Here is a 23096-nt window from a genome sequence, read left to right on the forward strand (position 1 = left end):
ATGCGGACGGCATCTTTTATCCGAATCAGTGCGCTAGCCCTGCGCGCGAGCCGAGGGTGCCGCCACGAGGGCCGGCGCCGCCGCCGTCAGGGCGCGTTCGGCGGCGCGGCTGCGGGCGGCCAGGCGCAGCAGGCCGGCGAGACGCCAGGGGCCGGCCAGCAGGCGCCGCAGGGCGACGCCGGCATTGGGCGTGCCATCCCGGTTGAGCATCCCCGCCAGCCAGGGGGGCAGGGCATCGCCGGCGGTATCGGCCACGGTGCGCAGCACCAGAAAGGGAACGCCGGCGGCCGCCGCCACCCGCGCCACCGCATGGCTTTCCATGTCCACCGCGACGGCCCCGGTGCGGGCCGCCAGGTGTCGCTTGCCCTCGACCGACGCCACCGCCCGATCGGAGCCCAGGAGCACGCCGGTTGACGGCCGGACGTCGGCGGCAAGGCGGGCCATCGCCGCGCCATGCCACGGGGCATCCACGGGCCAGGCGCGCGCCTCTTGATGACGATCCGCCACCCGGACGGGCAGGATCACGTCGCCCGGGCGCAAGGCCGGATCCAGCGCCCCGCAGATACCGGCGCTGACCAGCGCCCCGGCGCCCTCGGCCAGCAGCGCGCGCGCCGCCGCCTCGGCCGTGTCCGGACCGGGTCCCAGGCAGCGCGTCCGCAACCCGGCGACCCCGGCCAGGGCGCGCGCCTCGCTGGTGAGTCCGGTCACCACGCCGACGGGCGCGTCGGGACCGGCGCCTACAGGCCCCACGACACCCGCTGGGAGTTGCCGCGCGTCAGGTTGCGGTACCGGGCCAGCGCCCACAACGGGAAGAACGCCGGATAGCCGTGGTACTTGAGGTAGAACACACGCGGAAAGCCCACGGCGTTGTACAGCTTCTCGTCCCACATGCCGCCGTCGCGCGGCGCCTTCATCAGGTAGGCGATGCCGCGCTTGACCTCGGGGCTGTCCACCTCGCCGGCGGCCATCAGGGCGAGCACGGCCCAGGCCGTCTGGGTGGGCGTGGACGCCTTCACGAAGTCGCGCTTCTCGGTCCAGTAGCTCTCGCAGCCCTCGCCCCAGCCGCCGTCCGCCTGCTGGCGCCGGTGCAGCCAGGCCACGGCCGCGCGGATGTGCGGGGCCTGGAGATCCTCGCCCACCGCGTTGAAGGCGGCCAGCGCCGACCATGTGCCGTAGATGTAGTTGGTGCCCCAGCGGCCGAACCAGGAGCCGTCCGGCTCCTGCTGCTCGCGCAGATAGACGAGGCCCCGGGCCATGGCCGGGTGGTCGCGGTCGTAGCCGAGCTGGGCCAGGAAGCCCAGGCAGCGCGCCGACACGTCCACCGTGGGCGGGTCCAGCAGGGCGCCATGGTCGGCGAAGGGAATGTTGTTGAGCACATAGTACTCGTTATCGGCATCGAAGGCGCCCCAGCCGCCGTTCTCGGACTGAAGGCCCAGGATCCACTCGGCGGCGCGGTCGATCGCCTCCTTGTTTTCCGGCAGACGCGCCCGGTCGAGCAGCATGCCGATCACCGCCGTGTCGTCCACGTCGGGATAGTGGTCGTTGTTGTACTGGAAGGCCCAGCCTCCCGGCCGCACATCCGGCCGCCACGCGGCGTAGTCGCCGACGGTATCCAGCACCTGCCGGTCCCGCAGCCAGCCGCAGGCGTTGGCGACGGCGGACTCGCGCATCGCCGCCCCCCGGGTATCGAGGCCATGGGCCTGGGCGTCGACCTCGGCCATGGCCAGCGAGGCGAGCCCCGTGTCCCACACCGGCGACAGGCAGGGCTGCACGTAGGCGTGGTCGCCCTTCTCGATCACCAGGCCGTCGATGGCCTGACGGGCCACCCGCACCTGGGGATGATCCCGGCCGTAGCCGAGGATGTGGAACACCATCAGGGCGTTGGCCATGGCCGGGAAAATGGCCCCCAGGCCATCCACGCCGTTCAGCCGCGCGCCGATGAAGGCCATGGCCTTCTCGGTGGCCTTGCGTTCCGCCACCGTCGGGAACAGCGGCTCCAGCAGCCGGGCGACGGCGTCCACGCCCAGGAACACCCGGCCCAGCCAGTGCCCGGTCGGGTTGGTGTGGTACCGGCGCTCCTTCTCCGGCGGAGTGATGAACAGTTCGCGGATGTCGACGCCACGCGGGTTCTCGGCGCGCGCGCGACGGGAGTACAGCACGAACAGGGGCACCATGACCGTGCGCGCCCAGTACGACACCTTGTCCAGGTGGAACGGGAACCATCGCGGCAGCAACATCGCCTCGACCCGGGCCACCGGGCAGGCCCGCCACGGCACCTGCCCGAACATGGCCAGGGTGTAGCGGGTGAAGACGTTGCTGGCGGCGGCCCCGCCGTGGGCCAGGATGGCCTCGCGGGCGCGCACCATGTGGGGTTCGTCGGGATGATCGCCGACCAGCTTCAGGGCGTAGTACGCCTTGACCGACGCGCTGATGTTGAAGTCGCCGTCGTGGAACAGCGGCCAGCCGCCATGCGGTCCCTGCCCTCGCCGCAGGTAGACGGCGATGCGCCGCTCCAGCGGATCGTCCACCTGATCGAGGAAATGGTTCAGCAGGATGTACTCGGCCGGGATGGTGGCATCGGCCTCCAGTTCAAAGACCCAATGGCCATCGCCGTCCTGGCGTCCCTGCAACCACGACGCCGCATCGGCGATGGTATCGTCCAGGTCGGCGCCATTCAGATCGGGTGTCGATGGGGGAATCTCGGTCTCATGGCCCTGGGGCGGGGCATCGGCGAACACCGGATCGGGGGCGACGGCGTGAGCCGCGACACTGGAGGCGGGAAACCCCCGGACCGGGCGGCCCGGGGAGGCCAGGGAAGCGCGCGGCTCGAACTCGATGACGTTGTTGGCCTTGGGCAGCGCGTGGGTCATGGATGTAAACAGTCCTTTGGACACAAGTACGTCCCGTGGATCATTGGGCGGCGTTGGACGCCACCGGCGGAGGTTCCGGTGTCTGGAGGTGATCGATCAACCCCGCGGCTCGAAGTCCTGTGCGGCCCCTCAAAAAGCCGGGGCACGAACCCTTGCGACCGCCGCGTGGGGACCTTCTCGGCACACATCATGCCCAGCATTCTTGCTCACATGACTCCCCGTATGGCGTTTTTTGACTGCCGGAAGCGGATCCGTCAAGGTTTGCGTTGCAGCACAACGGCCGTTTCCGCCGCCCTGTGACCGGAGCGCACCGCTCCCTCGATGGTCGCGGGCAGGCCGGTGTCGGTCCAGTCGCCCGCCAGCACCAGGTTGCCCAGGGGACCCCGCGGCCCCGGACGACGCTCCACCTGGTCGGGCGTCTGGGCGAAGGTGGCGCGCTTTTCCTTGATCACCTGGGCCGGGGGCGCCGGCATGTCGGGGGCCAGGCGCAACGCCCGGGCGACCTCGGGCCAGACCTGGTCAACCAGCGCCTCGGGCGGCAGGTCCACCACGTGATCGGCCGCGCTGATGGTCACCGAGGCGATGTCGCCGCGCGTGAACAGCCATTCCGCCGTGCCCCCGAGCAAGCCGAGGGGCGCCGTCAATCCCCCGCCCGGCGGCGGCCCGGGCAGCCGGAAATGCAGGTTGACGATGGGACGGAACTGGTTGGGCGCCCGCAACCCCGGCAGCAGCACGCTGGCCGACCATGGCGGCACGGCCAGCACCACCACCTCGCCCGGCTCCACCGCCTCGGCGCCGTCCTGAAACACCAGCCGCTGGATATGCTCGGCGCGCACCTCCAGGTCCTTCAGCCGGCGGTTGACCTGCATGCGGACCCCATGCCGGTCGAGGGTGGCCAGCGCCGGCCCCACGAAGGTCTCGCTCAGGCCCCGGCGCGCCCACAACGGCCGGCAGGCGCCGCCGCCCCGCCCGAAGGTCTCGCGCAGGACCGGCCACAACAACCGGGCCTGGGCACGCTCGGCCTCGGTGTTGAGGGCGGAGACCGCCAGCGGCTGCCAGAAGCGGTCATACAAGGGGCCGGACGGCCCCAGCACGTCGGCCACCGAGGCTCCGGCGCCGGCCCGCGCCAGCCGCAGGCCCACCAGATAGTCCCGCGCCCGCGTGCCGGGCACCCGGCGCGCCGGGTCCAGCACCCAGCCGGGCCACCGACCGGGTCCGATGCGCACCGTCCAGCGCTCCTCGGTGCGCAGGTCCAGGAAGGGAAAGCGGGCGGTGTCCGGCCCCACCAGGCTGTCGCGGGCGCCGGCCTGACGCAGCATGCGCAGCGACGAGCGGTTGCCCGACAGCAGCAGGTGATTGCCGTTGTCGATGGTCCGGTCCAGACGCGTGTCGTGGTAGGAGCGGGCCCGCCCCCCGGCGCGGCCGCTGGCCTCGTACAGCCGCACCGGCACGCCCCCCAGCGCCAGGTCGAGCGCGCAGGCCAGGCCCGCCAGCCCGGCCCCCACCACATGCACGCGGGGCGCCCGATGATCCGCCGTCAGGTCCATGGCCGCCCCCGTCACAGCAGACCGTGCCGCGCCGCCAGCCATATCTTGACCGGCTTGGGCACGCGCGCGGCGGGTCCCGTCACCTGCGTCCAGCCGCGCGCCCGCAGGCGTCGGAACAGGGCGTGATAGACCTCCTTCATCACCCGCGCCGGCCGCGCCGGCCGCCGGGGCAGCCGGCGGAACAGGGCATCGGCCTCGGCGAAGCGGGCCTCGGCCAGGACGGCCAGTTCCGCGCGCACCCGGGGCACGGCCGGGTGATCCAGGATGGCCGTGGCGTCGTCGGGCATGGGAACCAGGCCATGGGCCGCCAGGCGATCGGCCGGCAGGTAGACGCGGTCGCGCGCCGCGTCCTCGGATACGTCCCGCAGGATGTTGGTCAGTTGCAAGGCATGGCCCACGGCCGCCGCCAGCGGCGCGCTCTGCGCCGGGGGAATGCCGAACACCGGGTTGGACAGGCGGCCGACGGCGCAGGCCACCCGGTCGCAGTACAGCGCCAGCGCCGCCCCGTCGGCCAGGCGCACGCGCGGCGGGGCGTCCATGGCCATGCCGTCCAGCACCGCCAGGAAGTCCTCGCGCCGGCAGCCGAAGCGCGCCACCACCCAGGCCAGGGCGCGATCAAGCGGCTCCCGGGGATCAGGACGGCCGGCGCAGATGGCCTCCACCCGGTCCCGCCAGGCGACCAGGCGGGCCATCTTGTCGGGCTCGGGCGCGGGCTCGTCGGCGATGTCGTCCACCACCCGGCAGAAGGCATAGACGGCGAACATGCCGTCGCGGCGCTCCGGTGGCAGGATGCGCATGGCGCCGCCGAACGACGTGCCCGAGGCGTCGGTGATGGCGGTGACGGCGGCGATCGCCTCGGGATCGGGGAGCCCGGGGTCGTGCGAAGGGACGGTCCCACTCATGAATACACCCGCCCCTTCCAGGGCCGGCCGCGTCCGAACCAGTGGCGGCGCGCGGAATCCAGGGTCATCAGGGCGTACAGCAACGCCGCCACGGGCAGCGACAAGGCCCGCCAGCGCGGCATGTGATAGACCTTCAGGGTCGGCCAGTAGGCGACGGCCATCAGCAGCCAGGCGGCCAGCGCCAGCGCCGCCGCCACCCAGTCGCCCACCGTCAGGCCCCAGGCCACGGCGAACGGCGGCCACAGGTAGGCCAGCGTCATGAAGGCCAGCATCAGCACCAGGGCGAGGACCGAATGCCGCAACTGGGTGAAGGCGGTGCGCACCACCATGCGCCAGACCTCGCCCACCGCCTGGTAGCGCCGCAGGGACCGCGTGCGCGTGGCGATGCCCAGCCAGATCGATCGCCCGGTGCCCTTGATGCGCTGGGCCAGCGTACAGTCGTCGATGAGCGCGCCCTTGATGGCCTCGATCCCGCCCACGGCATCCAGCGCGTCGGTCCGCACCAGCATGCAGCCCCCGGCCGCCCCGGCGGTGCGCTTGCCCGGCTGGTTGACCCAGGGGAAGGGATAGAGCTTCTGGAAGAAGAACACGAAGGCCGGAATCAGCAGCTTCTCCCAGCCGGACACGCAGCGCAGCCGCACCATCAGCGACACCAGCGCCCGGTCGTCGTGCAGGGCCACGGCCATGAGGCGGCTGAGGTTGCCCGGGTTGTGTTCGATGTCGGCGTCGGTCAGCAACAGGAACGCCGCCTTGGGCTCGACCACCGCGCGGGCGTGCGTCACGCCCTGATGCACCGCCCACAGCTTGCCCGACCAGCCCTCGGGCAAGGGCTTCCCCTGAAGCACGTGCAGGCGGTCGGACGCGTTCGCCTTCTCCGCCGCCGCGCGGGCGGCATCGGCGGTGCCGTCGCGGCTGTCGTCGTCCACCACCACCACCGACAGCGGCCCGGGGTAGTCCTGGCGCAGCAGGGAGCGCACGGTGATGCCGATGGTGTGCACCTCGTCGCGGGCCGGCACCACGGCCACCACCGGCCCCGCCTCGACACGCCGCACGGCGGTCATGTCCAACTTCTGGTCCGCGCGCCAGAACCCGCCCCGCCCCGCCAGAAGCCCGATCCACACGATCAGGGCCGCCAGCGAGGCCCACCCGGCCGGCGTGATGGCCCCCACGAAGGACATCGCCTCAAGCATGCCGTCGCCGCCTCCCCGCGGTCATGATGGTTGTCGCCGTGTTCATCGTTGGTCCGATGTCGCGCCGCTCCCTCGCCATCGGCTCACCGGGCCATGCCCCGCGCCACGCCCCGCACCGCGCACAGCGCCGCCTCGACCTTCGACAGGCGCACGCGCCCGGCCACCGGATCGTGCCGGGACAGCTTGCGCACCAGGGTCTCGGCGATCGTCACGATGACCGCGCTTTCCAGGCCCAGGCGCCGGTTGAGCATGCCCGGGGCCAACGCCCGCGCCTCCTCCAACAGGGCGCGGCAGCCGTCCAGGCAGCGGTCCAGCACCCGGCGCAGGCCCGGCGTGCAGGCGGCGCCGTCCAGATCCTCGACCCGCGCGCCCTCGGCCGCCATCCAGTCCTGGGGCAGGTAAACCCGGTCGAGGGTCCGGTAGTCGTCCTGGCAGTCCTGGACGTGGTTGATGACCTGAAGGGCGTTGCACAGGGCGTCCGACGGACCGTAGCCGCCCCGGCAGCCGCCGTGCAGGTCGATCAGGTACCGCCCCACCGGCGAGGCCGACTTGAAACAGTAGCCCATCAGGTCGTCCCAGTCGGCGTAACGGCCCTGGACCGCATCCTGCTTGAAGGCGGCGATCAGGTCCACGCAATGCCGGGGAGTCACCAGGGTGGCCCGCAGGCTCTCGCGCATGCGGTGGCCCTTGACGAACGCGGGATCCCGGGTCTCGCGGCCGGTGACCGCCGCCTCGAAGCCCTCCAGACGGGCGATCTTCTCGGCCGGGGACAGGTCGGGCGCGTCGCCGACGTCGTCGATGGCCCGCGCGAAGGCGTAGAACACGGCCACATGCGGGCGCGCCCAGGGGGGCAGCAGGAAGGATCCGACCGGGAAGTTCTCGGTGGCGGCGCCCTTGCCGGACGGCGCCTCGGCGGCGCCGACCGGACCGCCGGTGGCCGGATCGGCGGGATCGGCCGCCGCCGTTGGACCGGGGGGCGGCGCGGCGGACGCGGGCGGGACGGGAACAGCGGCGGGCGACGGCGACGACATGCGAGGGTGCTTCGGATCGGCTGGCGCGGACGTCGGGCCGGCCAGACCAAGCGGCGACCCCGTCTCAGCGCGAGAACAAAGGGCTAGAGCCCGTCGGACGACCGCGCGGCGGCGGCCAAGGCTCTAGGACGGCTCCGCGGCGACCGGACATGGCGTCGCGGGCCCCGCGCGCCACGACCGTATCGGGGTGATCCCGACTCGCCGTGACCCGAGGTTTAGCAGACCGCGCCCACGAAGGCGAGAGGGGCGATGGCGCCCGCGCCTGCCCCCGCGCCGCGACCCGATGCGGAGTCACCCCCTTGCGCGCCACCTTGATCCCGGCCCGGGGGCCGCCAACATGGGTCGCGGGGGATCCGGTCGGCGGAGCCCGTCATCTCAGCGGAGGCGATCATGGGCGGCATTTTCTCGCGCGTTCTGGGTGCTGGCGGGCGCGACACGGCCGGCGAGCAGACGGCCTTTCCGGTCACCCGGTCCGAGGCGGACTGGAAGGCGACGCTGTCGCCGGAGCAGTTCCGGGTGCTGCGCCGCCACGGCACGGAGCGCCCGTTTTCCCACCCCCTGAACGAGGAGAAGCGCGACGGCACCTTCCGCTGTGCCGGCTGCGGCACCCCGTTGTTCGATGCCCAGACCAAATACGACAGCGGCAGCGGCTGGCCCAGCTTCTTCCGGCCGCTGGACGGCGCCGTCGGCACCGCCACCGATCACGTGCTGGCCATGCCGCGAACCGAGGTGCATTGCGCCCAATGCGGCGGCCACCTGGGCCACGTCTTCGAGGACGGCCCGGCCCCCACCGGGCTGCGCTACTGCATGAACGGCGCGGCGCTGGACTTCGAGCCGGACGCCGGGCGGCGTTGAACCCTGACGCGCGGGGGTCCGGGTCGGCGCCCGCTACCGCGCCAGAAACGCCCGGATCGCGGCGCCCGCCTGGGCGATGGATACGACTCCGTCCAGATGGCCGCGCGTGCCCTGGAGTTCGACGATCTCCACCGGCGTGCCGTCGGACTTGATGATCGCGCCGGTCTCGCGCACGGCATCACCCGGGAAGATCAGGTCCTCGTCGGTGTGGATCAGCAACACCGGCGCCTCGATGGCCAGCAGACCGTCGTACAGGCCGCCGCCGTGGCCGGCATAGAACAGCTGGTTGGCCTTGCACAGGTAGAGGAAATGGTTGGCGTCGGAGGTCGCCGCCCGGGCGGCGCCGGCGCTGTCCAGCGCGGCCTCGATCTGGAACAGGTGGTCGAAGCCATCCGCCGGATCGCGGCCCTCGTCGGCCCAGGCGCGGCCGAACACACCGTTGGACCATTCCGGATGCTGGGCGTGCAGGGTGACGAGCTTCAGCGCCTCGGCCAGGCCCCGCAGCGGCGGCGTCCCCGCGTAGTAGTCGCCGCCGTTCCAGTCGGGATCCAGCCGGATGGGCGCGCCCCAGATGTTCAACCAGGCGATCAGGTCGCCATCCGCCCAGCCCGACCCGATCACCGGAATCACCCGCTCCACCTTGTCCGGATAGGTCGCCGCCCACTCGTAGGCCTGCAGGGAGCCCATGGACGCGCCCATCACGGCATGCAGGCGCGAGATGCCCAACTGGTCCAGCAGCGCCTTCTGGGTCTCCACGAAGTCGCGGATGGTGAGAATTGGGAAGTCCATCCCCCAGGGCGCGCCGGTCTCCGGATGGAGGGTGGCCGGCCCGGTGGTGATGACCGTCGGATTGTGAACCCCCAGGTTCACGGGCGTATCGACGGCAATCACGAAGAAGCGGTCGGTGTCGATGGGCTTTCCGGCGCCGATGATGGAGTCCCAATACCCCGGCGCGGCGTCATCGGCGGCGTAGCGGCCGGCGGCGTGGGAGGTGCCGGAAAAGAAATGGGTGATGAGGATGACGTTGTCGCGGGCCGCGTTGAGGGTGCCGTAGGACTCCCACCCCAGGGTCATCTCGGGGATGGTCTCGCCGCCCTGGGTGGTGAAGACGGGAATGGTGACGCTTTGTTTTTCCACCAGCGGCTCGTAGGCGGCGGCCGGGCCGCTGCTCAGGACCGGGGCCAGCGCCAGACTCAGGGGCACGGACAGCAGGGCGGCCCTGGCCGCGCGCCGGGCACGGCGGGTGTCGCGGGTGTGCATGACGGATCCTCCCACAGGCTTCGGCTCAAGGCTCGGACGGGCGACGGCGCGCGCCCGGATCGGCGCGCCGTCAAGACGTCGCGCGGGGCTCCGGTATCATGGCGGTCATTCGATCGCCGCATCAAGTCCGTGTGAACACGCGATCGCGATCCGGTGACCCCTCGTCACCCAGGGCGGGGATCAGGACCGGACGCCACGCCGGCGCGCCCGGACTCAGCCGGCGAGCACACGCTCCAGGGTCTCGCGCAACTGCCCGAGACCGAAGGGCTTGCGCAGCACCGCGTCGGCCATGTCGGCCAGATCGGCGCGGGTGTCGTCGTGGTCCAGGGCGAGGCCACTGACCAGGATCACGGCCAGATCCGGGTGCCCGGCCTCGACCGCGCGCAACAGCGTGGCGGCGCCGCCTCCCGGCATGGACACGTCGGAGACGATCACGTCGAAAACGCCCTCGTCCAGCGCCCGCAGGCCGGCCTGCGCGTCCTCGACCATGGTCACGGCGTAGTCCAGGTCCCGCAGATACTCGGCGATCTCGGCGGCCGCCTCGATCTCGTCCTCGGCCAGCAGCACGCGGACCCGCCCGTCGCCGACGGCCGCCGGCGCCGCCCCGTCCGCGTCCGCGTCCAAGGTCCCATCCCCCGCCTCGCCGGAGGACACCCGCGCCAGGTCAAGGCGCACCCCCCGCAACGCCCCCTGGTCGTCCACCAGCATCCACAGATGCCCGCCCAGGGGGGCCAGCGCCACGGCGGCCAGCACCACCCGGCGCGACACCGACAGGTCGGGGGCCACGGGGATCAGGGCGGCCCGGCCCTCCAGGGTCAGGTCGCGCGCCAGGTCAATGACCAGCCGCCCGGGCGGCGCCGTCTCCAGGTCCACGCGGACCACCAGGGCCCGCGCCAGATCGGCCCGCGCGGCGACGGCCCCGCGCGGACTCCGGACCGGACGCGCGTGATCGGCGATGGCCGTGCCATCCTCGCCGCGTGCGGTGTCGGCCAGCACCGTCAGCACCGCGTACCCCGCCTGCAACAGCGTGATCGGCTCACCCCAGGCCAGGGGCATCCCCTCGGACATGACCAGTTCGGGCTTCAAGCCGGCCGCCCGCAGTTGCCCGCGCGCCAGATTGGTGGCCCGCGTCATCACCGCCCCCAGGTCCACCGGCACCAGATCGCCGGCACCGCTGACGGCCGGCGCGCCCTGGACAAGGCTCATCATACCGAACAGGTTCTCGGCCTGATCGGCCAGACGGGCGAATCGGTCGGCCACGGGGTCGCGATGGGCGGCGGGGCCGGCGACCTGCTCCGCCTCCAGCACGGCGCGTTCGGCCGTCAGGCGGATGATGTTTAGGGGCTGGCTCATCTGATGGGCCAGGGCGCCCCCCATCTCCCCCAGAAGGGCATGGTGGGCGGTCATGGCCACCAGGTCGTCGAGACCGGGGTGATCGCTGGCGGCCGGCGGCGTCGCGTCCACCCGACAGGGCCAGAGGGCATGCAGCACCGCGCGCTCCGCCCCGGCCTCGCCGTCAGGCCCGGGGGTCGGGCCGGCGCCGGTCGCGGCCAGCGGCAGGGGCCGCGACCACACCCAGCAGGGGATCGCCGTGCCGTCCCCGCGCGGCAGGCTCACCCAGCCACCCCCCTCGCCGCCGCCGGCCGCCGGCAGGCGCCCGCTCCACGTCGCCACGCGGGCCGGGTCCGTCACGCCGAGCACGCCCCGCGCGCGGGCATTCATCAGCCAGGCCCGCCCGTCCGCCCGGGCGACCACCAGGGCCTGCGGGGCGAGGTCCAGCGCCGCCAGGACGACCTCCGGAGGCACCGCCGAACCGGTGTCGAGACGAGACGATGACTGGCGCGGCACGGCGCAACCTCGCGAACGATGCGGGCGGAGGGGGAGACGACATGGGCCCGAACAGTCCGCGACCATGACCCGAATCGCCGCCGGCCGTCCACCCCCGGCGCGTGCCCGGCCCCGAACACACCAAGCCCGGACGGGCCAGCCGGTCGTTGACGACCCGCCCCCACCACGCCAAAGTGCGCCCATGACTCGTGCCACACTGCCGCCGTCCCCACCTCCGTCCTCGCCGACCGCGCCCCAGGGGTCCGGTGACGGCCCCCCGCCGGACACCGACCGCAGGGCGCGCAGCGCCGCGGCCCTGCGCGCCAATCTGGCCCGGCGCAAGGCGCAGACCCGGGCACGCGCGGCCGATGACGATCCAGAACAGCCCCCCTCCAGCGATGGAGTCCCCCGCTCATGGCCGTGATGCCCGATTCCTGGATCCGGGAGCGGGCCACCCGCGACGGCATGATCGACCCCTTCGTGGATGGCCTGGAACGCGGCGGGGTGATTTCCTACGGCCTGTCCTCGTACGGCTACGACGCCCGCGTGTCCGGCGAGTTCAAGGTATTCACCAACGTCGATTCGGCGGTGGTGGACCCCAAGCAGTTCTCCGACAAGAGCTTCGTGAACCGGGCGGTCGAGGATCATGTCATCATCCCGCCCAACAGCTTCGCCCTGGCGCGCACCGTGGAGTACTTCCGCATCCCGCGCGATGTGCTGGTGATCTGTCTGGGGAAGTCGACCTATGCCCGCTGCGGCATCATCGTCAACGTCACCCCCCTGGAACCGGAATGGGAGGGGCATGTGACGCTGGAGTTCTCCAACACCACGCCCCTGCCGGCGCGGGTTTACGCCAACGAGGGGGCCTGCCAGTTCATCTTCCTGCGCGGGGACCCGACCTGCGCGGTGTCCTACCGCGACCGGCGGGGCAAGTATCAAGGACAGAAAGGTGTCACACTCCCCCGTCTCTGACACGGTCGTCTCCGACGCGGTGCTGGCCGATCCGGTCGCCGCCCCGATCGCCCGCGACAGGCGCCATCCCACGGGTGGACACGACCCGTCTCCGGCCGCGAGAGGACACGCCGCCACCATGGACCGGATCCGCATTCGCGGGGGACGGCGCCTGGAGGGCACCATCCCCATCGGCGGCGCCAAGAACGCCGCCCTGACGGTGATGCCGGCGGCGCTGCTGACCGACCAGCCCCTGACCCTGACCAACGTGCCCCGGCTGGCCGACATCGACTCCATGATCGCCCTGCTGGGCCAGCTCGGCACCGGCGTGGACGCCGACTTCGACGGCCGCGCGGCCGACCGCCGGCTGGTGCTGACGGCCCGCGCCATCACCGGCGCCACCGCGCCTTACGACATCGTGCGCAAGATGCGCGCCTCGGTGCTGGTGCTGGGACCGCTGCTGGCGCGCCATGGCCATGCGCGGGTGTCGCTGCCCGGCGGCTGCGCCATCGGCACCCGCCCCGTGGACCTGCACCTGAAGGCCCTGGAGGCCCTGGGGGCGCGGATCACCCTGGAGGGCGGCTACATCGACGCCCGCGCGCCCTCGGGTGGCCTGAAGGGCAACGACATCGTCTTCCCGATCGTCACCGTGGGCGGGACCGAAAACGCGCTGATGGCCGCCGTGCTGGCCGACGGCGAGACGGTGATCGAGAACGCCGCCCGCGAACCCGAGATCACGGACCTGGCCACCTGCCTCAACGCCATGGGCGCCCGCGTCGAGGGCCTGGGCACCAACACCCTGCGGGTGCGCGGCGTGCCCCGGCTGCATGCCGCCACCCACGCCATCGTCGCCGACCGCATCGAAACGGGGACGTACGCCCTGGCGGCGGCCGTCACCCGGGGCCGGCTGCTGCTGGAGGGCACGCAACACGGCCTTCTGGAAGCGGTCATCGACCACCTGGAGGAGGCCGGGGTCTCGGTCACCGCCACCGACGCCGGCCTGGTGGTGGACGCCCGCGACCGCGACCTGCGCGGGGTGGACGTGATGACCAAGCCCTATCCCGGCTTCCCCACGGACATGCAGGCGCAGTGGATGGCGCTCATGACCACGGCGACCGGCGCCGCGATGATCACCGAGAGCATCTTCGAGAACCGCTTCATGCATGTGCCGGAACTGGTGCGCATGGGCGCCGACATCAACATCCACGGCGGCTCGGCGATCGTGCGCGGGCAGACGCATCTGTCCGGCGCCCAGGTGATGGCCACCGACCTGCGCGCCTCGGTGTGTCTGGTGCTGGCGGGTCTGGCGGCCGAGGGCGAGACCATCATCAACCGGGTCTACCACCTGGACCGGGGCTACGAGACCGTCGAGGCGCGCCTGGCCGCCTGCGGCGCCGAGATTGAGCGGCTGCGCGGCTGACACCAACGGTCATTGAGAATGACAGTTGCGGTCCGTGGCCGGCCCGCTCGGCGGATGAGTCACATTCATCCGCCGCTGGGATCAGTGGCCGATCGGCGACGGAATGACGTAGGTCTGCATGTGGTCGCCCAGGCTGTCCAGGCCCGACGGGTCCTGGGTGTCGGACATCAGCAGGACCTTGACATCGCGGGTGCGTGGCAGTTCGAAGTCCACCGCCGACAGCATGCGGCCGTCATGGGCCTGCACCAGTCGGGCGTTCACGAACACCCGCGAATTGGCCTCGGTGTAGGTGCCGGCGATGATCGCCTGGGCGCCGGCCACCCGGCTGAGTTGGCGCACGTCGCGGGTCAGGATCAACTCGCCGGTGCCCTCGCGGATCTTCAGCGCCGCCCCCAGCTTCAGTTCGTGCACGGTGTAGCCGGCGTTGGCCAGGCGCGAGGCCATCTGTTCCGAGATCAGGCGCCCCAGGTCGGCGCTCCGCGTCAGGTCGCCACCGTCCACCATGGTGGTGACCAGGATGGGCTTGTCGGCCGACAGCGGCGCGGCGGCGTTCTCGACCAACTGGTCCACCGCGTTGTAGCTGGCGACGGTGATGTCCGCCTCGACGGTCCGGCTCATGGCCGTGTTGGAGAAGGGGCGCCGATCCTCAGTCTCTGGTCGAGCAACCGTTGGACTGTCGATGCTACACGCAGTTACCAGCAGCATGGCGACGGCGGCGGTGGAGGCCAGCAGAGGGACCCGTGTGGAGCGCATGGTCATCCCTCACTCCTCGACGGCGATGTAGGTGACCGGCGGCTCCGGCAACCGATTGGCGGGCACCGCGTAGAGCGGCGGCAGCGGCAGGTTGGGATAGTGGCGGGCGTTGGCCCGGGTGATGTAGTAGGTCAGCGCCTTGGTGGACACCGCGCCGTCTCGCCCCATCAAGGACAGCGACACCGTGACCTCGGCCAGGTCATCGGGCGTCAGCCCCCCGCGCGCCAGATCGAGGAAGGCGCCGGTGGCCAGGATGGCGCCGGTCTCGCTGACCGTCGCCAGTTCGACGATGCCGCGAATGGCGGCGGTCGCGGCGGTGATCGACCCCAGCGGCAGGTCGGTGTCCAGGGCGTGATCGGTGATGCGGGTCCCGTAGGCCAGGGTGAAGTGGGCATCGGCCTTGCGGTTGACCACCTCAAGACCGCGCCGGCGCAGCTCCTCGGCCAGCGCGCCCCGGAACACCTCCTCGAAATCCAGGTTGTCGGCGTGCCCCTGGACGTAGAGCCGCGCCCCCGGGGGCACACGCTTGAACGTTTCCCGAAGGCGCAGGCCCACGTCGCTGGCCAGCGTGCGCCAGTGGGTCGCGGACTGCAACTCGTTCTGGGCCTGCAGCGGCTGGCCGACGGAGAGCGGCGCCCGGGCGCATCCGCCGAGCCCCAGCGTCAGCCCGAGGGCGATCCCCACGGTGACCCCCAGGGCGACCCCCAGGGCGACCTTGGCGGCCGAGGATGCTGCAGATGTGTGTCGCACGGTCCGGTCCCCTGGCGGTTCGGGTGGTCCGTTCCCGGTGGGGGACGGTCCACGACGGGACGAGGTATCCGGCGATGCTCCAGGCACCGCGTCGGTGTCGATCCCATGGGCGCCCCAGGCGAACTCGTCCCGGAAACCGGCACGGTAGCGCGGGGGTCATTAACAATACACTAACCCCATAACTCAATGAAACCAAGTTTCTGAAAGCAATCCTTCACACAACGCTTTCATCGCCGGTCGCCCAGGAGCGCGACATGCCGGACCGTGGCCACCAGGGTGCGCTCCCCGGGTCCGCGTGCGGGCCGCCGACCGATTATGGGTGTGTCGATTGCGGATTTTCAATGTGCGCGGGGGGCCGGGGCCGCCAGGGTTGGGAGCGCCTGCCCCGGCGCCACCCGACGACGCGGTGCCGCGCCATGCCCCGAGTCGACGTCATCCCCCTGCGCCGGAGAGTCCCATGCGGCAGTACACCCTGCAAGAAAAGTATCCTGTCTATCACATGGAACTGGCCTTCACCGAAACCTCGAAAACATCGGTGGATGAGATCATCGATTACTACAGGAAAGAAATAGAAAAAGACGACAAGGCCACGTTCATCGCCACGTTCGACCATTACGAACACACGAAGAACATTGGTGGCGAGATCGACCCCGCGATCATGGCCGCCAAGAACGTCGTGTTCTGCTTCGGCGTCAAGCTTCCGAACGCCGGCGTGCTCGCCGTCCGCCCCCGATCGATCGGCATCGCCCAGACCAAGGACCGGTTCGAGATCACCTTCCTTGAGGCGCCCATGCCGGTGGCCAACACGGCCATGGAAACCTGGACACGCGCGCTTCGCGATCGCTGAGGCGCCCGGACGGCCCGCCACGGCAAACCGGGCGGCGCGACCGGAGGGTGGCATGCCCCGGCCGGCGACCACGCACCCGCCGTTTTCGCCCGCCGTTTTCAGTTGATTCCCGATCCTGTCCGGCCCACCTCTTCGGTGAACGCGGGCCTTCGCCCCAGGGGCCATCCGGACATGGTGTCGCGGGGTGGGACGCAACACCGGGCGCGGTCGCCCCGGCCATGTCATACCAACGGCCCTTGAGAAGGACCGTTGCAGTCCGTGGCCGCTCGGCGGATGAGTCTCATTTATCCGCCGCGGGTATCACGCGCCTGGTGACGTCACGCGAGGGAGCCGGCCATGGTGCATCATCGACACGAGCCGTCCGACGCCACCATCCGGGCCCTGAATCAGGCCAGCCTGTTGCGCCTGGGACTGTTCCTGTCGATCGCCCTGCTGGTGGGCTCCACCGCGCCGCAGGGCATGCTGCTCGCGGTGGTCAGCCCCATGCTCTGGGTGGGCGCCATCGTCTCCGCCCTAGTGGCCGCCTTCCTGTCGGAAAACGCCATGCAGGCCCCGCACCTGACCCGCTGGGACGAAAGCGCGGTGCTGATGCTGGTCAGCCTGGGCCTGGGGTTCTTCATCGACCATCAGGCGGTGATCGAGCAGGTGGAGACCCTGCGCGGACCATCATGATCCGCGCCGGCCACGGCGCGGACCCGGCCGGTGGGCGATATCAGGAGACGGAACAGGCCCTATCGGACGACGTCCGAACCGCTGAAGGCTCCGGCAAGGTCTTTCGACGTCAGGAGAAATGGCGCGCCCGGCAGGACTTGAACCTGCAACCGTCCGCTTAGAAGGCGGATGCTCTATCCAGTTGAGCTACGGGCACCCGTGGATGCGGACCCACACGGCAAACCATCCCCGGACATGCCCCCGCACAGACCATCCCCACCCGCCAAGGATCGAACGGCGGCCGGCGCGGGCGGGTGTCGACGGGACCGGACGGCACGACCGTCGGCCACCCGGTTGAACCCGTGGGGGCACCATACCGTGATCAGCTCACCTTGGTGTAGGCGAAATTGTCGGCATAGGCCTTGATGCGATGGCGCCGGACCGGCGGGTCCTGAACCTGGACGGCCCAGCCCTGACGCTTGGCATGGGCCAGGGCCTCGGCCTTGGTGGGGAAGCGCAGGCGCACCTGATTGGTGGTCTCTCCCCGGCCCACCCAGCCCATCAGGGCGTCGTTGCGCTGCGCCTGGGCGGGCTCGAACTCCAGCACCCACTGGCGGGTGTTGCCGCGCCCGGACTGCATGGCGGTCTTGGCCGGCTGGTAGATACGCACGGTCCTGGTCATGGTCTGACAAGTCTTCCCTGCTGGTGGTCATACCAGCGGCGGATGAGTGGGACTCATCCGCCGAGCGGCACCGGCCCGCTCCCACACCCGGAGCCGATGCGAACGGTCGGGCGACGGGCTTCGGCGCGACACGGAGCCTGTCTCGCGCCGTGTAGGATCGCGGCCGACAGCCCCCGCGCCGCGACGCACCCGTGGTCCACCGTGAGACTCCCCCAAGAGACTCCGGAACGAGAATCCCCCACGAGAGCCCGCATGCCGGCGGACCAGGACAGACGGCGCGACGACAGCCGTCGTCGTGGTCGGGGCGAGAGGATTCGAACCTCCGGCTTCTAGCTCCCAAAGCTAGCGCTCTACCAGGCTGAGCTACGCCCCGATGGCGACCGGGGGTGCTGTCCGGCCTTCCTGTTTCTTAGTGACCGCCGCGCCCGGACGCAAGCGCGATGGTGGCGCGCGGACGGCGCGGTCGAGGACGCCGCCCCGCGCCGCCCCCGCCCCCCGCGCCTTCCCACCTACGCGGCCTCGGCGCCCACCGCCTGGCCGTTGACGATCAGGCCGCCCTCGCCGGCGGAGACCGCCGCCGTGTCGCCGTCGCCGATGCGGCCTTCCAGCACCATCACGGCCAGGGGGTTTTCCAGGTGGCGCTGGATCACCCGCTTGAGCGGCCGGGCGCCGTAGACCGGATCGTAACCGCGCTCGGCCAGCCACGCCTTGGCGGCCGCGTCCAGGGACAGGGCGATCCCCCGGTTCTCCAGGCGCCTGACCAGGCGGGCGATCTGGATGTCGACGATGCCCGCCATGTGCTCCTTGAACAGCCGGTGGAACAGCAGGATCTCGTCCAGGCGGTTGAGGAACTCGGGCCGGAAGGCGGCGCGCACCTCTTCCATGACCACCCCGCGCACGGCCGCCGAGTCCTCGCCCTCGGCCTGCGCGGCCAGCACATCGGCGCCCAGGTTGGAGGTCATGACGATGAGCGTGTTCTTGAAATCCACCACCCGGCCCTGACCGTCGGTGAGGCGCCCCTCGTCCAGCACCTGGAGCAGCACATTGAACACGTCGGGATGGGCCTTCTCCACCTCATCGAAAAGCACGACCTGATAGGGCCGCCGGCGCACCGCCTCGGTCAGGGCGCCGCCCTCGTCATAGCCCACGTAGCCCGGCGGCGCGCCGATCAGGCGGGCCACGGCGTGCTTTTCCATGTACTCCGACATGTCCACGCGGATCAGCGCCGTCTCGTCGTCGAACAGGAAGGCGGCCAGCGCCTTGGTCAACTCGGTCTTGCCGACGCCGGTGGGACCCAGGAACAGGAACGAGCCGATGGGCCGGTTGGGATCGCCCAGTCCGGCGCGCGCCCGGCGCACGGCGTTGGCAACGGCGGTCACCGCCTCCGCCTGGCCGACCACGCGCGCGCCCAAGGCGTCCTCCATGGCCAACAGCTTGTCGCGCTCGCCGGTGAGCATGCGGTCCACGGGGATGCCGGTCCAGCGGGAGACAATGCCGGCCACGGTTTCGTCGGTGACCACCTCGTTCAGGGTCGCCTGGGCCTGACCGGCCTCGGCCGCCTCCAGGCGGCGTTGCAGGTCGGGGAGAACCCCGTACTCCAGTTCCCCGGCCCGGGCCCAGTTGGCCTGGCGCTTGGCGGCGTCCAGGTCGTTCCGCGCCTGGTCAAGCTGTTCCTTCAGCTTGGTGACGTCGGCCAGGGCGCCCTTCTCGCGACGCCAGGCGGCCTCCATCTCGCCGGCCTTCAACTCCAGGTCCGACAATTCGTCCTCCAGCTTGCCCAGGCGGTCGCGGGAGGCCGGATCGGTCTCCTTCTTCAGGGCCTCGCGCTCGATCTTGAGCTGGATCACCCGCCGGTCCAGTTCGTCCAGGGCCTCGGGCTTGCTGTCCACCTGCATGCGCAGCCGGGCGGCGGCCTCGTCGACCAGGTCGATGGCCTTGTCCGGCAGGAAGCGGTCGGTGATGTAGCGGTTCGACAGCGTCGCCGCCGCCACCAGGGCACCGTCGGCGATGCGCACCCCGTGGTGCAACTCGTACTTCTCCTTGAGGCCGCGCAGGATGGAGACGGTGTCCTCCACCGTGGGCTCGGCCACGAACACCGGCTGGAAGCGCCGGGCGAGCGCCGCGTCCTTCTCCACGTGCTTGCGGTACTCGTCAAGCGTGGTGGCCCCCACGCAGTGCAACTCGCCGCGCGCCAGCGCCGGCTTCAGCAGGTTGGAGGCGTCCATGGAGCCCTCGGCCCGGCCGGCGCCCACCAGGGTGTGCATCTCGTCGATGAACAGCACATACTCGCCGTCGCTGGAGGCGATCTCCGACAGCACCGCCTTCAGGCGCTCCTCGAACTCGCCGCGATACTTGGCGCCGGCCACCAGCGCGCCCAGGTCCAGCACCATCAGCCGCTTGTCGCGCAGGGACTCGGGCACATCGCCGTTGACGATGCGCAGCGCCAGGCCCTCGGCGATGGCCGTCTTGCCGACGCCGGGTTCGCCGATCAGCACCGGGTTGTTCTTGGTGCGCCGGGACAGCACCTGGACGGTGCGGCGGATCTCCTCGTCGCGGCCGATCACCGGGTCCAGCTTGCCGTCGCGGGCGGCCTCGGTCAGGTCGCGGGCGTACTTCTTGAGGGCGTCGTACTGCTGCTCCGCGCCGGCGGAATCGGCCGTGCGGCCCTTGCGCAGAGCCTCGATGGCACCGTTGAGCGCCTGGGCCGTGACGCCGGCGTCGGCCAGCACCTGGGCCGCCGTGGTGCCCTTGGCGAGCGCGATGGCCAGCAGCAGGCGTTCCACGGTCACGAAGCTGTCGCCAGCCTTGGCGGCCATCTGCAGGGCCTGATCAAGCACCCGGCTGGTGGCCTGCGCCCAGTACATGGACGACGCTCCCTCGACCCGGGGCAGCTTGCCCACGGCGAGATCAATGTCGGCCTTGGCCCGGTCGGCATCGCCGCCGGCGGTGGCGATCAGGCGGGCGGCCATGCCCTCGGGATCGTCCAGCAGGGCCTTCAGAAGGTGCTCGGGCGTGACCTGCTGTTGGGTCTCCCGCAGCGCGATGGTCTGCGCCGCTTGCAGGAAGCCCTTGGCGCGGTCGGTGAATTTTTCCAGATCCATGACAGTGGTCCTCTCGTGGCGTGGCGAGGACACCGGCCCCCGGCGGCGGGCAACCGCGCGTCCCCCCGAACGGCGCCCCCGACAGGCGGGCGCCAGATGGTGACGAAGCTTGATCCGATATGGGGAGCCAGCGGGGGCGCCCGCAAGTTGCGACGCGCGCCGCGTCCGACAGGCGCCGACGGAAGCCCTTGACCCGCCGCCCGCCGCCGGGTTCGCTGTGGCATCCGCATTCTCCGCCCCGCAGGCCCCGTCCGATGCCCGTCCCCGACACCCCGACCAGCCCCGTCACGGTGGACCTGACCGCCGTCATCATCGCCGTGACCGAGGACACGCCGGTGGTGCTGGTGCTGTCCGGCGACGACGAGCACCGCCCCACCCTGCCCAGCGGCCCCCTGCAACCCCGCCATGGCACCTTGCAGGCGGGCTTGCGCAACTGGGTGGAGCGGCGCACCGGCCTTTCCCTGGGCTATGTGGAGCAACTGTACACCTTCGGCGACCGCCCCTTGCCACCCGGGCACCCCCGGCGGGAGGACGGCGGGCGCACCCTGTCCATCACCTACGTGGCGCTGGTGCCCGAGGCCGGCCCGGTGCCCGACCCCACCCGCGACCGCACCACCGCTCGGGCCACCGCCCGGGCCGCCGCCTGGGTACCGTGGTATGCCTGCTTTCCCTGGGAGGACGGCCGCGCCGGAGACCCGCCCGCGCGCGCGGCCGCCCGGGCGGCGCTGGAGACCTGGGCGGCGGCCGCGCCCGACGCCGAGACCCGCGCGGCGCGAGCGGAGCGAACAAGCCTGACCTTCGGCGCCGATCCGCTGGCCTGGGACGGGCACCGCGCGCTGGAGCGCTACGAACTGCTCTATGAGGCCGCGTTGATGCCGGAGGCCTGGTGGGACGCCGGCCGGGCGCCCCCCGGACCTCTCGGCGCCTGGAGCGGCCGGCCCCTGGTCCTGGACCACCGCCGCATCCTGGCCACGGCGATCAGCCGCTTGCGGGGCAAGATCACCTATCGTCCGGTGCTGTTCGAACTGCTGCCGGAGACCTTCACGCTGCTGCGCCTGCAACGCACCGCCGAGGCGATCTCCGGCGTGCCGCTTCACAAGCAGAACTTCCGCCGACTGGTCACCCAGCAGAAACTGGTCGAGGAGACCGGCGCCCTGGACCCGGACACCGGCGGCCGGCCGGCGCGGTTGATGCGCTTCCGCCCCGAGGTCGCCCGCGAACGGCCGGCGCCGGGGGTGCGGGTCACGGCGACACGACGCGGGGCCTATCCGTGATCGCGTCGCGGGCTTGAAACATTCTCGGACTCGACTATACTCTGAGTGAGCATAAGGGCCGTGGCGCGTCCCCGGCCCACTCTTTCGATCCTGGAAATGCTCGAAGCGAGCATAAGGAGGCGATCATGCCCCATGCCCCCGGGAGGGACACCGAGATCCTCGCCTACACGCCCCAGGTGGCGGCCCGCACCGCCGCCCTGCGTGATCGCCTGGCCGCCGTGGTGCCGGACGAGGAGTGGCCGGCCCACGCCCCAGAGATCGACGCCATCCTGCGGCTGAAACAGCAGCGCGACGCGGTGGTGCTGGCGCACAACTACATGACGCCGGAGATCTTCCACGGCGTGTCCGACATCCGGGGCGACTCGCTGGCCCTGGCCCGGGAGGCAGCCAAGTCGGAGGCCGCCGTGCTGGTGGTCGCCGGGGTGCACTTCATGGCCGAGACCGCCAAGCTGGTGAACCCGGACAAGACGGTGCTGATCCCCGATCGTCGCGCCGGGTGTTCCCTGGCGGAGTCCATCACCGCCGCCGACGTGCGGGCGCTGCGCGCCGCCCATCCGGGCGTGCCGGTGGTGACCTATGTGAACACCTCGGCGGCCGTGAAGGCCGAGTCGGATATCTGCTGTACCTCGGGCAACTCCGTGCGCATCGTCGAGTCGCTGGGCGTGCCGCGCGTCATCATGCTGCCCGACCGCTTCCTGGCGGACTACGTGGCGCGGCGGACGGCGGTGGAGATCATTCCCTGGCCGGGCCAGTGCGAGGTGCACGAGCGCTTCACGGAAGAAGACATCCACACCATGCGTCGCGCCGTGCCCGGCGTCGCCGTGGTGGCCCATCCGGAATGCCCCCGCGACGTGCTGGAGGCCGCCGACCACGTGGGCTCGACCGCCGGCATGATCGACTGGCTGAAGCGGGAGCGGCCGGCCAGCGTCTTCCTGGTCACCGAATGCTCCATGAGCGACAACGTGGCCGCCGAGATGCCCGAGACCCGCTTCGTGCGGCCCTGTACCCTGTGCCCGCACATGAAGCGGATCACGCTGACCGGCATCCGCCGGGCGCTGGAGACGCTGTCGCCCTCGGTGGATCTGGACGCCGAGACGGCCGCCCGCGCCCGCGTACCCGTGGAGCGCATGCTCGCGGTGCGGTGACCCCCGATACCAACGGTCATTGAGAATGACCGTTGAAGCC

At 71.4% G+C, this 23096-nt stretch carries 19 protein-coding genes and 2 tRNA genes; 7 read left to right on the forward strand and 14 right to left on the reverse strand.

The features are described 5' to 3' along the window. Positions 1–33 precede the first annotated feature (33 nt). From GGD89_RS03610 to hpnC, 6 genes are all read right to left on the reverse strand, one after another. Entirely contained in the window at positions 34–750 is a 717-nt protein-coding gene (locus tag GGD89_RS03610; RefSeq protein ID WP_184042750.1) for a phosphorylase family protein, read from the reverse strand. Then, positions 738–2870: a squalene--hopene cyclase gene (shc, locus tag GGD89_RS03615; RefSeq protein WP_184042751.1), complete on the reverse strand. Its 2133-nt coding sequence runs from the start codon at positions 2868–2870 to the stop codon at positions 738–740. Before shc ends, GGD89_RS03610 begins: the two co-directional genes overlap by 13 nt. A 254-nt stretch (positions 2871–3124) precedes the next feature. After that, positions 3125–4417 (reverse strand): hydroxysqualene dehydroxylase HpnE, encoded by a 1293-nt coding sequence (hpnE, locus tag GGD89_RS03620; protein ID WP_184042752.1) that lies wholly within the window; start codon positions 4415–4417, stop codon positions 3125–3127. An 11-nt stretch (positions 4418–4428) separates the two neighbouring features. Further along, a complete protein-coding gene (gene hpnD / locus GGD89_RS03625; RefSeq protein ID WP_184042753.1) occupies positions 4429–5319 on the reverse strand; it encodes a presqualene diphosphate synthase HpnD in 891 nt (296 codons plus the stop codon). Continuing rightward, on the reverse strand, positions 5316–6509 hold the full coding sequence (locus GGD89_RS03630) for a glycosyltransferase (RefSeq protein ID WP_246422463.1): 1194 nt from the start codon (positions 6507–6509) through the stop codon (positions 5316–5318). The genes hpnD and GGD89_RS03630 overlap by 4 nt, the downstream gene beginning before the upstream one ends. A gap of 83 nt (positions 6510–6592) precedes the next feature. Next, entirely contained in the window at positions 6593–7540 is a 948-nt protein-coding gene (hpnC, locus tag GGD89_RS03635; protein ID WP_184042754.1) for a squalene synthase HpnC, read from the reverse strand. Positions 7541–7930: 390 nt separating this feature from the next. On the opposite strand from hpnC, the gene msrB reads away from it, so the two are divergent. Next, on the forward strand, positions 7931–8395 hold the full coding sequence (msrB, locus tag GGD89_RS03640; protein WP_184042755.1) for a peptide-methionine (R)-S-oxide reductase MsrB: 465 nt from the start codon (positions 7931–7933) through the stop codon (positions 8393–8395). A 33-nt stretch (positions 8396–8428) separates the two neighbouring features. Here the strand turns inward: msrB and GGD89_RS03645 are convergent, their stop codons facing one another. Both GGD89_RS03645 and GGD89_RS20480 read right to left on the reverse strand, forming a co-directional pair. Further along, positions 8429–9655 carry an E22 family MetX-like putative esterase gene (locus tag GGD89_RS03645; protein WP_184042756.1) on the reverse strand — a complete coding sequence of 409 codons (1227 nt, stop codon included), beginning with the start codon at positions 9653–9655 and terminating at the stop codon, positions 8429–8431. A 213-nt stretch (positions 9656–9868) separates the two neighbouring features. After that, positions 9869–11503 (reverse strand): response regulator, encoded by a 1635-nt coding sequence (locus GGD89_RS20480; protein WP_184042757.1) that lies wholly within the window; start codon positions 11501–11503, stop codon positions 9869–9871. Positions 11504–11896: 393 nt separating this feature from the next. Between GGD89_RS20480 and dcd the strand changes: the two genes are divergently transcribed. Both dcd and murA read left to right on the forward strand, forming a co-directional pair. Next, positions 11897–12454 (forward strand): dCTP deaminase, encoded by a 558-nt coding sequence (gene dcd, locus GGD89_RS03655; protein ID WP_184042758.1) that lies wholly within the window; start codon positions 11897–11899, stop codon positions 12452–12454. A 118-nt stretch (positions 12455–12572) separates the two neighbouring features. After that, positions 12573–13853 (forward strand): UDP-N-acetylglucosamine 1-carboxyvinyltransferase, encoded by a 1281-nt coding sequence (murA, locus tag GGD89_RS03660; RefSeq protein ID WP_184042877.1) that lies wholly within the window; start codon positions 12573–12575, stop codon positions 13851–13853. An 81-nt stretch (positions 13854–13934) separates the two neighbouring features. On the opposite strand, the gene GGD89_RS03665 is transcribed toward murA, so the two are convergent. Both GGD89_RS03665 and GGD89_RS03670 read right to left on the reverse strand, forming a co-directional pair. Further along, entirely contained in the window at positions 13935–14612 is a 678-nt protein-coding gene (locus tag GGD89_RS03665) for a FlgO family outer membrane protein (protein WP_184042759.1), read from the reverse strand. Positions 14613–14615: 3 nt separating this feature from the next. Next, entirely contained in the window at positions 14616–15356 is a 741-nt protein-coding gene (locus GGD89_RS03670) for a hypothetical protein (protein ID WP_184042760.1), read from the reverse strand. 457 nt (positions 15357–15813) lie between these two features. On the opposite strand from GGD89_RS03670, the gene GGD89_RS03675 reads away from it, so the two are divergent. Both GGD89_RS03675 and GGD89_RS03680 read left to right on the forward strand, forming a co-directional pair. Next, on the forward strand, positions 15814–16203 hold the full coding sequence (locus GGD89_RS03675) for a DUF6858 family protein (protein ID WP_184042761.1): 390 nt from the start codon (positions 15814–15816) through the stop codon (positions 16201–16203). A gap of 336 nt (positions 16204–16539) precedes the next feature. Beyond that, on the forward strand, positions 16540–16875 hold the full coding sequence (locus tag GGD89_RS03680; protein ID WP_184042762.1) for a hypothetical protein: 336 nt from the start codon (positions 16540–16542) through the stop codon (positions 16873–16875). Positions 16876–16994: 119 nt separating this feature from the next. On the opposite strand, the gene GGD89_RS03685 is transcribed toward GGD89_RS03680, so the two are convergent. The 4 genes from GGD89_RS03685 to clpB all read right to left on the reverse strand — a co-directional run bounded on the left by GGD89_RS03685 (position 16995) and on the right by clpB (position 20637). Further along, positions 16995–17071 (reverse strand) — tRNA-Arg (locus GGD89_RS03685). Between the two features lie 165 nt (positions 17072–17236). After that, on the reverse strand, positions 17237–17536 hold the full coding sequence (locus tag GGD89_RS03690; RefSeq protein WP_184042763.1) for an ETC complex I subunit: 300 nt from the start codon (positions 17534–17536) through the stop codon (positions 17237–17239). Positions 17537–17832: 296 nt separating this feature from the next. Beyond that, positions 17833–17909: transfer RNA gene (locus GGD89_RS03695), tRNA-Pro, on the reverse strand. A gap of 136 nt (positions 17910–18045) precedes the next feature. Next, positions 18046–20637: an ATP-dependent chaperone ClpB gene (clpB, locus tag GGD89_RS03700; RefSeq protein ID WP_184042764.1), complete on the reverse strand. Its 2592-nt coding sequence runs from the start codon at positions 20635–20637 to the stop codon at positions 18046–18048. A gap of 254 nt (positions 20638–20891) precedes the next feature. On the opposite strand from clpB, the gene GGD89_RS03705 reads away from it, so the two are divergent. Together GGD89_RS03705 and nadA are read left to right on the forward strand one after the other, a co-directional pair. Beyond that, positions 20892–21911 carry an NUDIX hydrolase gene (locus tag GGD89_RS03705; protein ID WP_184042765.1) on the forward strand — a complete coding sequence of 340 codons (1020 nt, stop codon included), beginning with the start codon at positions 20892–20894 and terminating at the stop codon, positions 21909–21911. Positions 21912–22036: 125 nt separating this feature from the next. Beyond that, positions 22037–23056: a quinolinate synthase NadA gene (gene nadA / locus GGD89_RS03710; RefSeq protein WP_184042766.1), complete on the forward strand. Its 1020-nt coding sequence runs from the start codon at positions 22037–22039 to the stop codon at positions 23054–23056. Positions 23057–23096: the final 40 nt, after the last annotated feature.

This window comes from Roseospira visakhapatnamensis, from assembly GCF_014197915.1.
GTDB classification, from domain to species: domain Bacteria; phylum Pseudomonadota; class Alphaproteobacteria; order Rhodospirillales; family Rhodospirillaceae; genus Rhodospira; species Rhodospira visakhapatnamensis.

Excerpts from the sequence above, each read along its gene's own strand:
- shc (WP_184042751.1), bottom strand. The coding sequence starts at position 2,870 with ATGACCCACGCGCTGCCCAAGGCCAACAACGTCATCGAGTTCGAGCCG.
- hpnE (WP_184042752.1), bottom strand. The coding sequence starts at position 4,417 with ATGGACCTGACGGCGGATCATCGGGCGCCCCGCGTGCATGTGGTGGGG.
- hpnD (WP_184042753.1), bottom strand. The coding sequence starts at position 5,319 with ATGAGTGGGACCGTCCCTTCGCACGACCCCGGGCTCCCCGATCCCGAG.
- GGD89_RS03630 (WP_246422463.1), bottom strand. The coding sequence starts at position 6,509 with ATGCTTGAGGCGATGTCCTTCGTGGGGGCCATCACGCCGGCCGGGTGG.
- hpnC (WP_184042754.1), bottom strand. The coding sequence starts at position 7,540 with ATGTCGTCGCCGTCGCCCGCCGCTGTTCCCGTCCCGCCCGCGTCCGCC.
- msrB (WP_184042755.1), top strand. The coding sequence starts at position 7,931 with ATGGGCGGCATTTTCTCGCGCGTTCTGGGTGCTGGCGGGCGCGACACG.
- GGD89_RS03645 (WP_184042756.1), bottom strand. The coding sequence starts at position 9,655 with ATGCACACCCGCGACACCCGCCGTGCCCGGCGCGCGGCCAGGGCCGCC.
- dcd (WP_184042758.1), top strand. The coding sequence starts at position 11,897 with ATGGCCGTGATGCCCGATTCCTGGATCCGGGAGCGGGCCACCCGCGAC.
- murA (WP_184042877.1), top strand. The coding sequence starts at position 12,573 with ATGGACCGGATCCGCATTCGCGGGGGACGGCGCCTGGAGGGCACCATC.
- GGD89_RS03665 (WP_184042759.1), bottom strand. The coding sequence starts at position 14,612 with ATGACCATGCGCTCCACACGGGTCCCTCTGCTGGCCTCCACCGCCGCC.
- GGD89_RS03675 (WP_184042761.1), top strand. The coding sequence starts at position 15,814 with ATGCGGCAGTACACCCTGCAAGAAAAGTATCCTGTCTATCACATGGAA.
- GGD89_RS03680 (WP_184042762.1), top strand. The coding sequence starts at position 16,540 with ATGGTGCATCATCGACACGAGCCGTCCGACGCCACCATCCGGGCCCTG.
- GGD89_RS03690 (WP_184042763.1), bottom strand. The coding sequence starts at position 17,536 with ATGACCAGGACCGTGCGTATCTACCAGCCGGCCAAGACCGCCATGCAG.
- clpB (WP_184042764.1), bottom strand. The coding sequence starts at position 20,637 with ATGGATCTGGAAAAATTCACCGACCGCGCCAAGGGCTTCCTGCAAGCG.
- GGD89_RS03705 (WP_184042765.1), top strand. The coding sequence starts at position 20,892 with ATGCCCGTCCCCGACACCCCGACCAGCCCCGTCACGGTGGACCTGACC.
- nadA (WP_184042766.1), top strand. The coding sequence starts at position 22,037 with ATGCCCCATGCCCCCGGGAGGGACACCGAGATCCTCGCCTACACGCCC.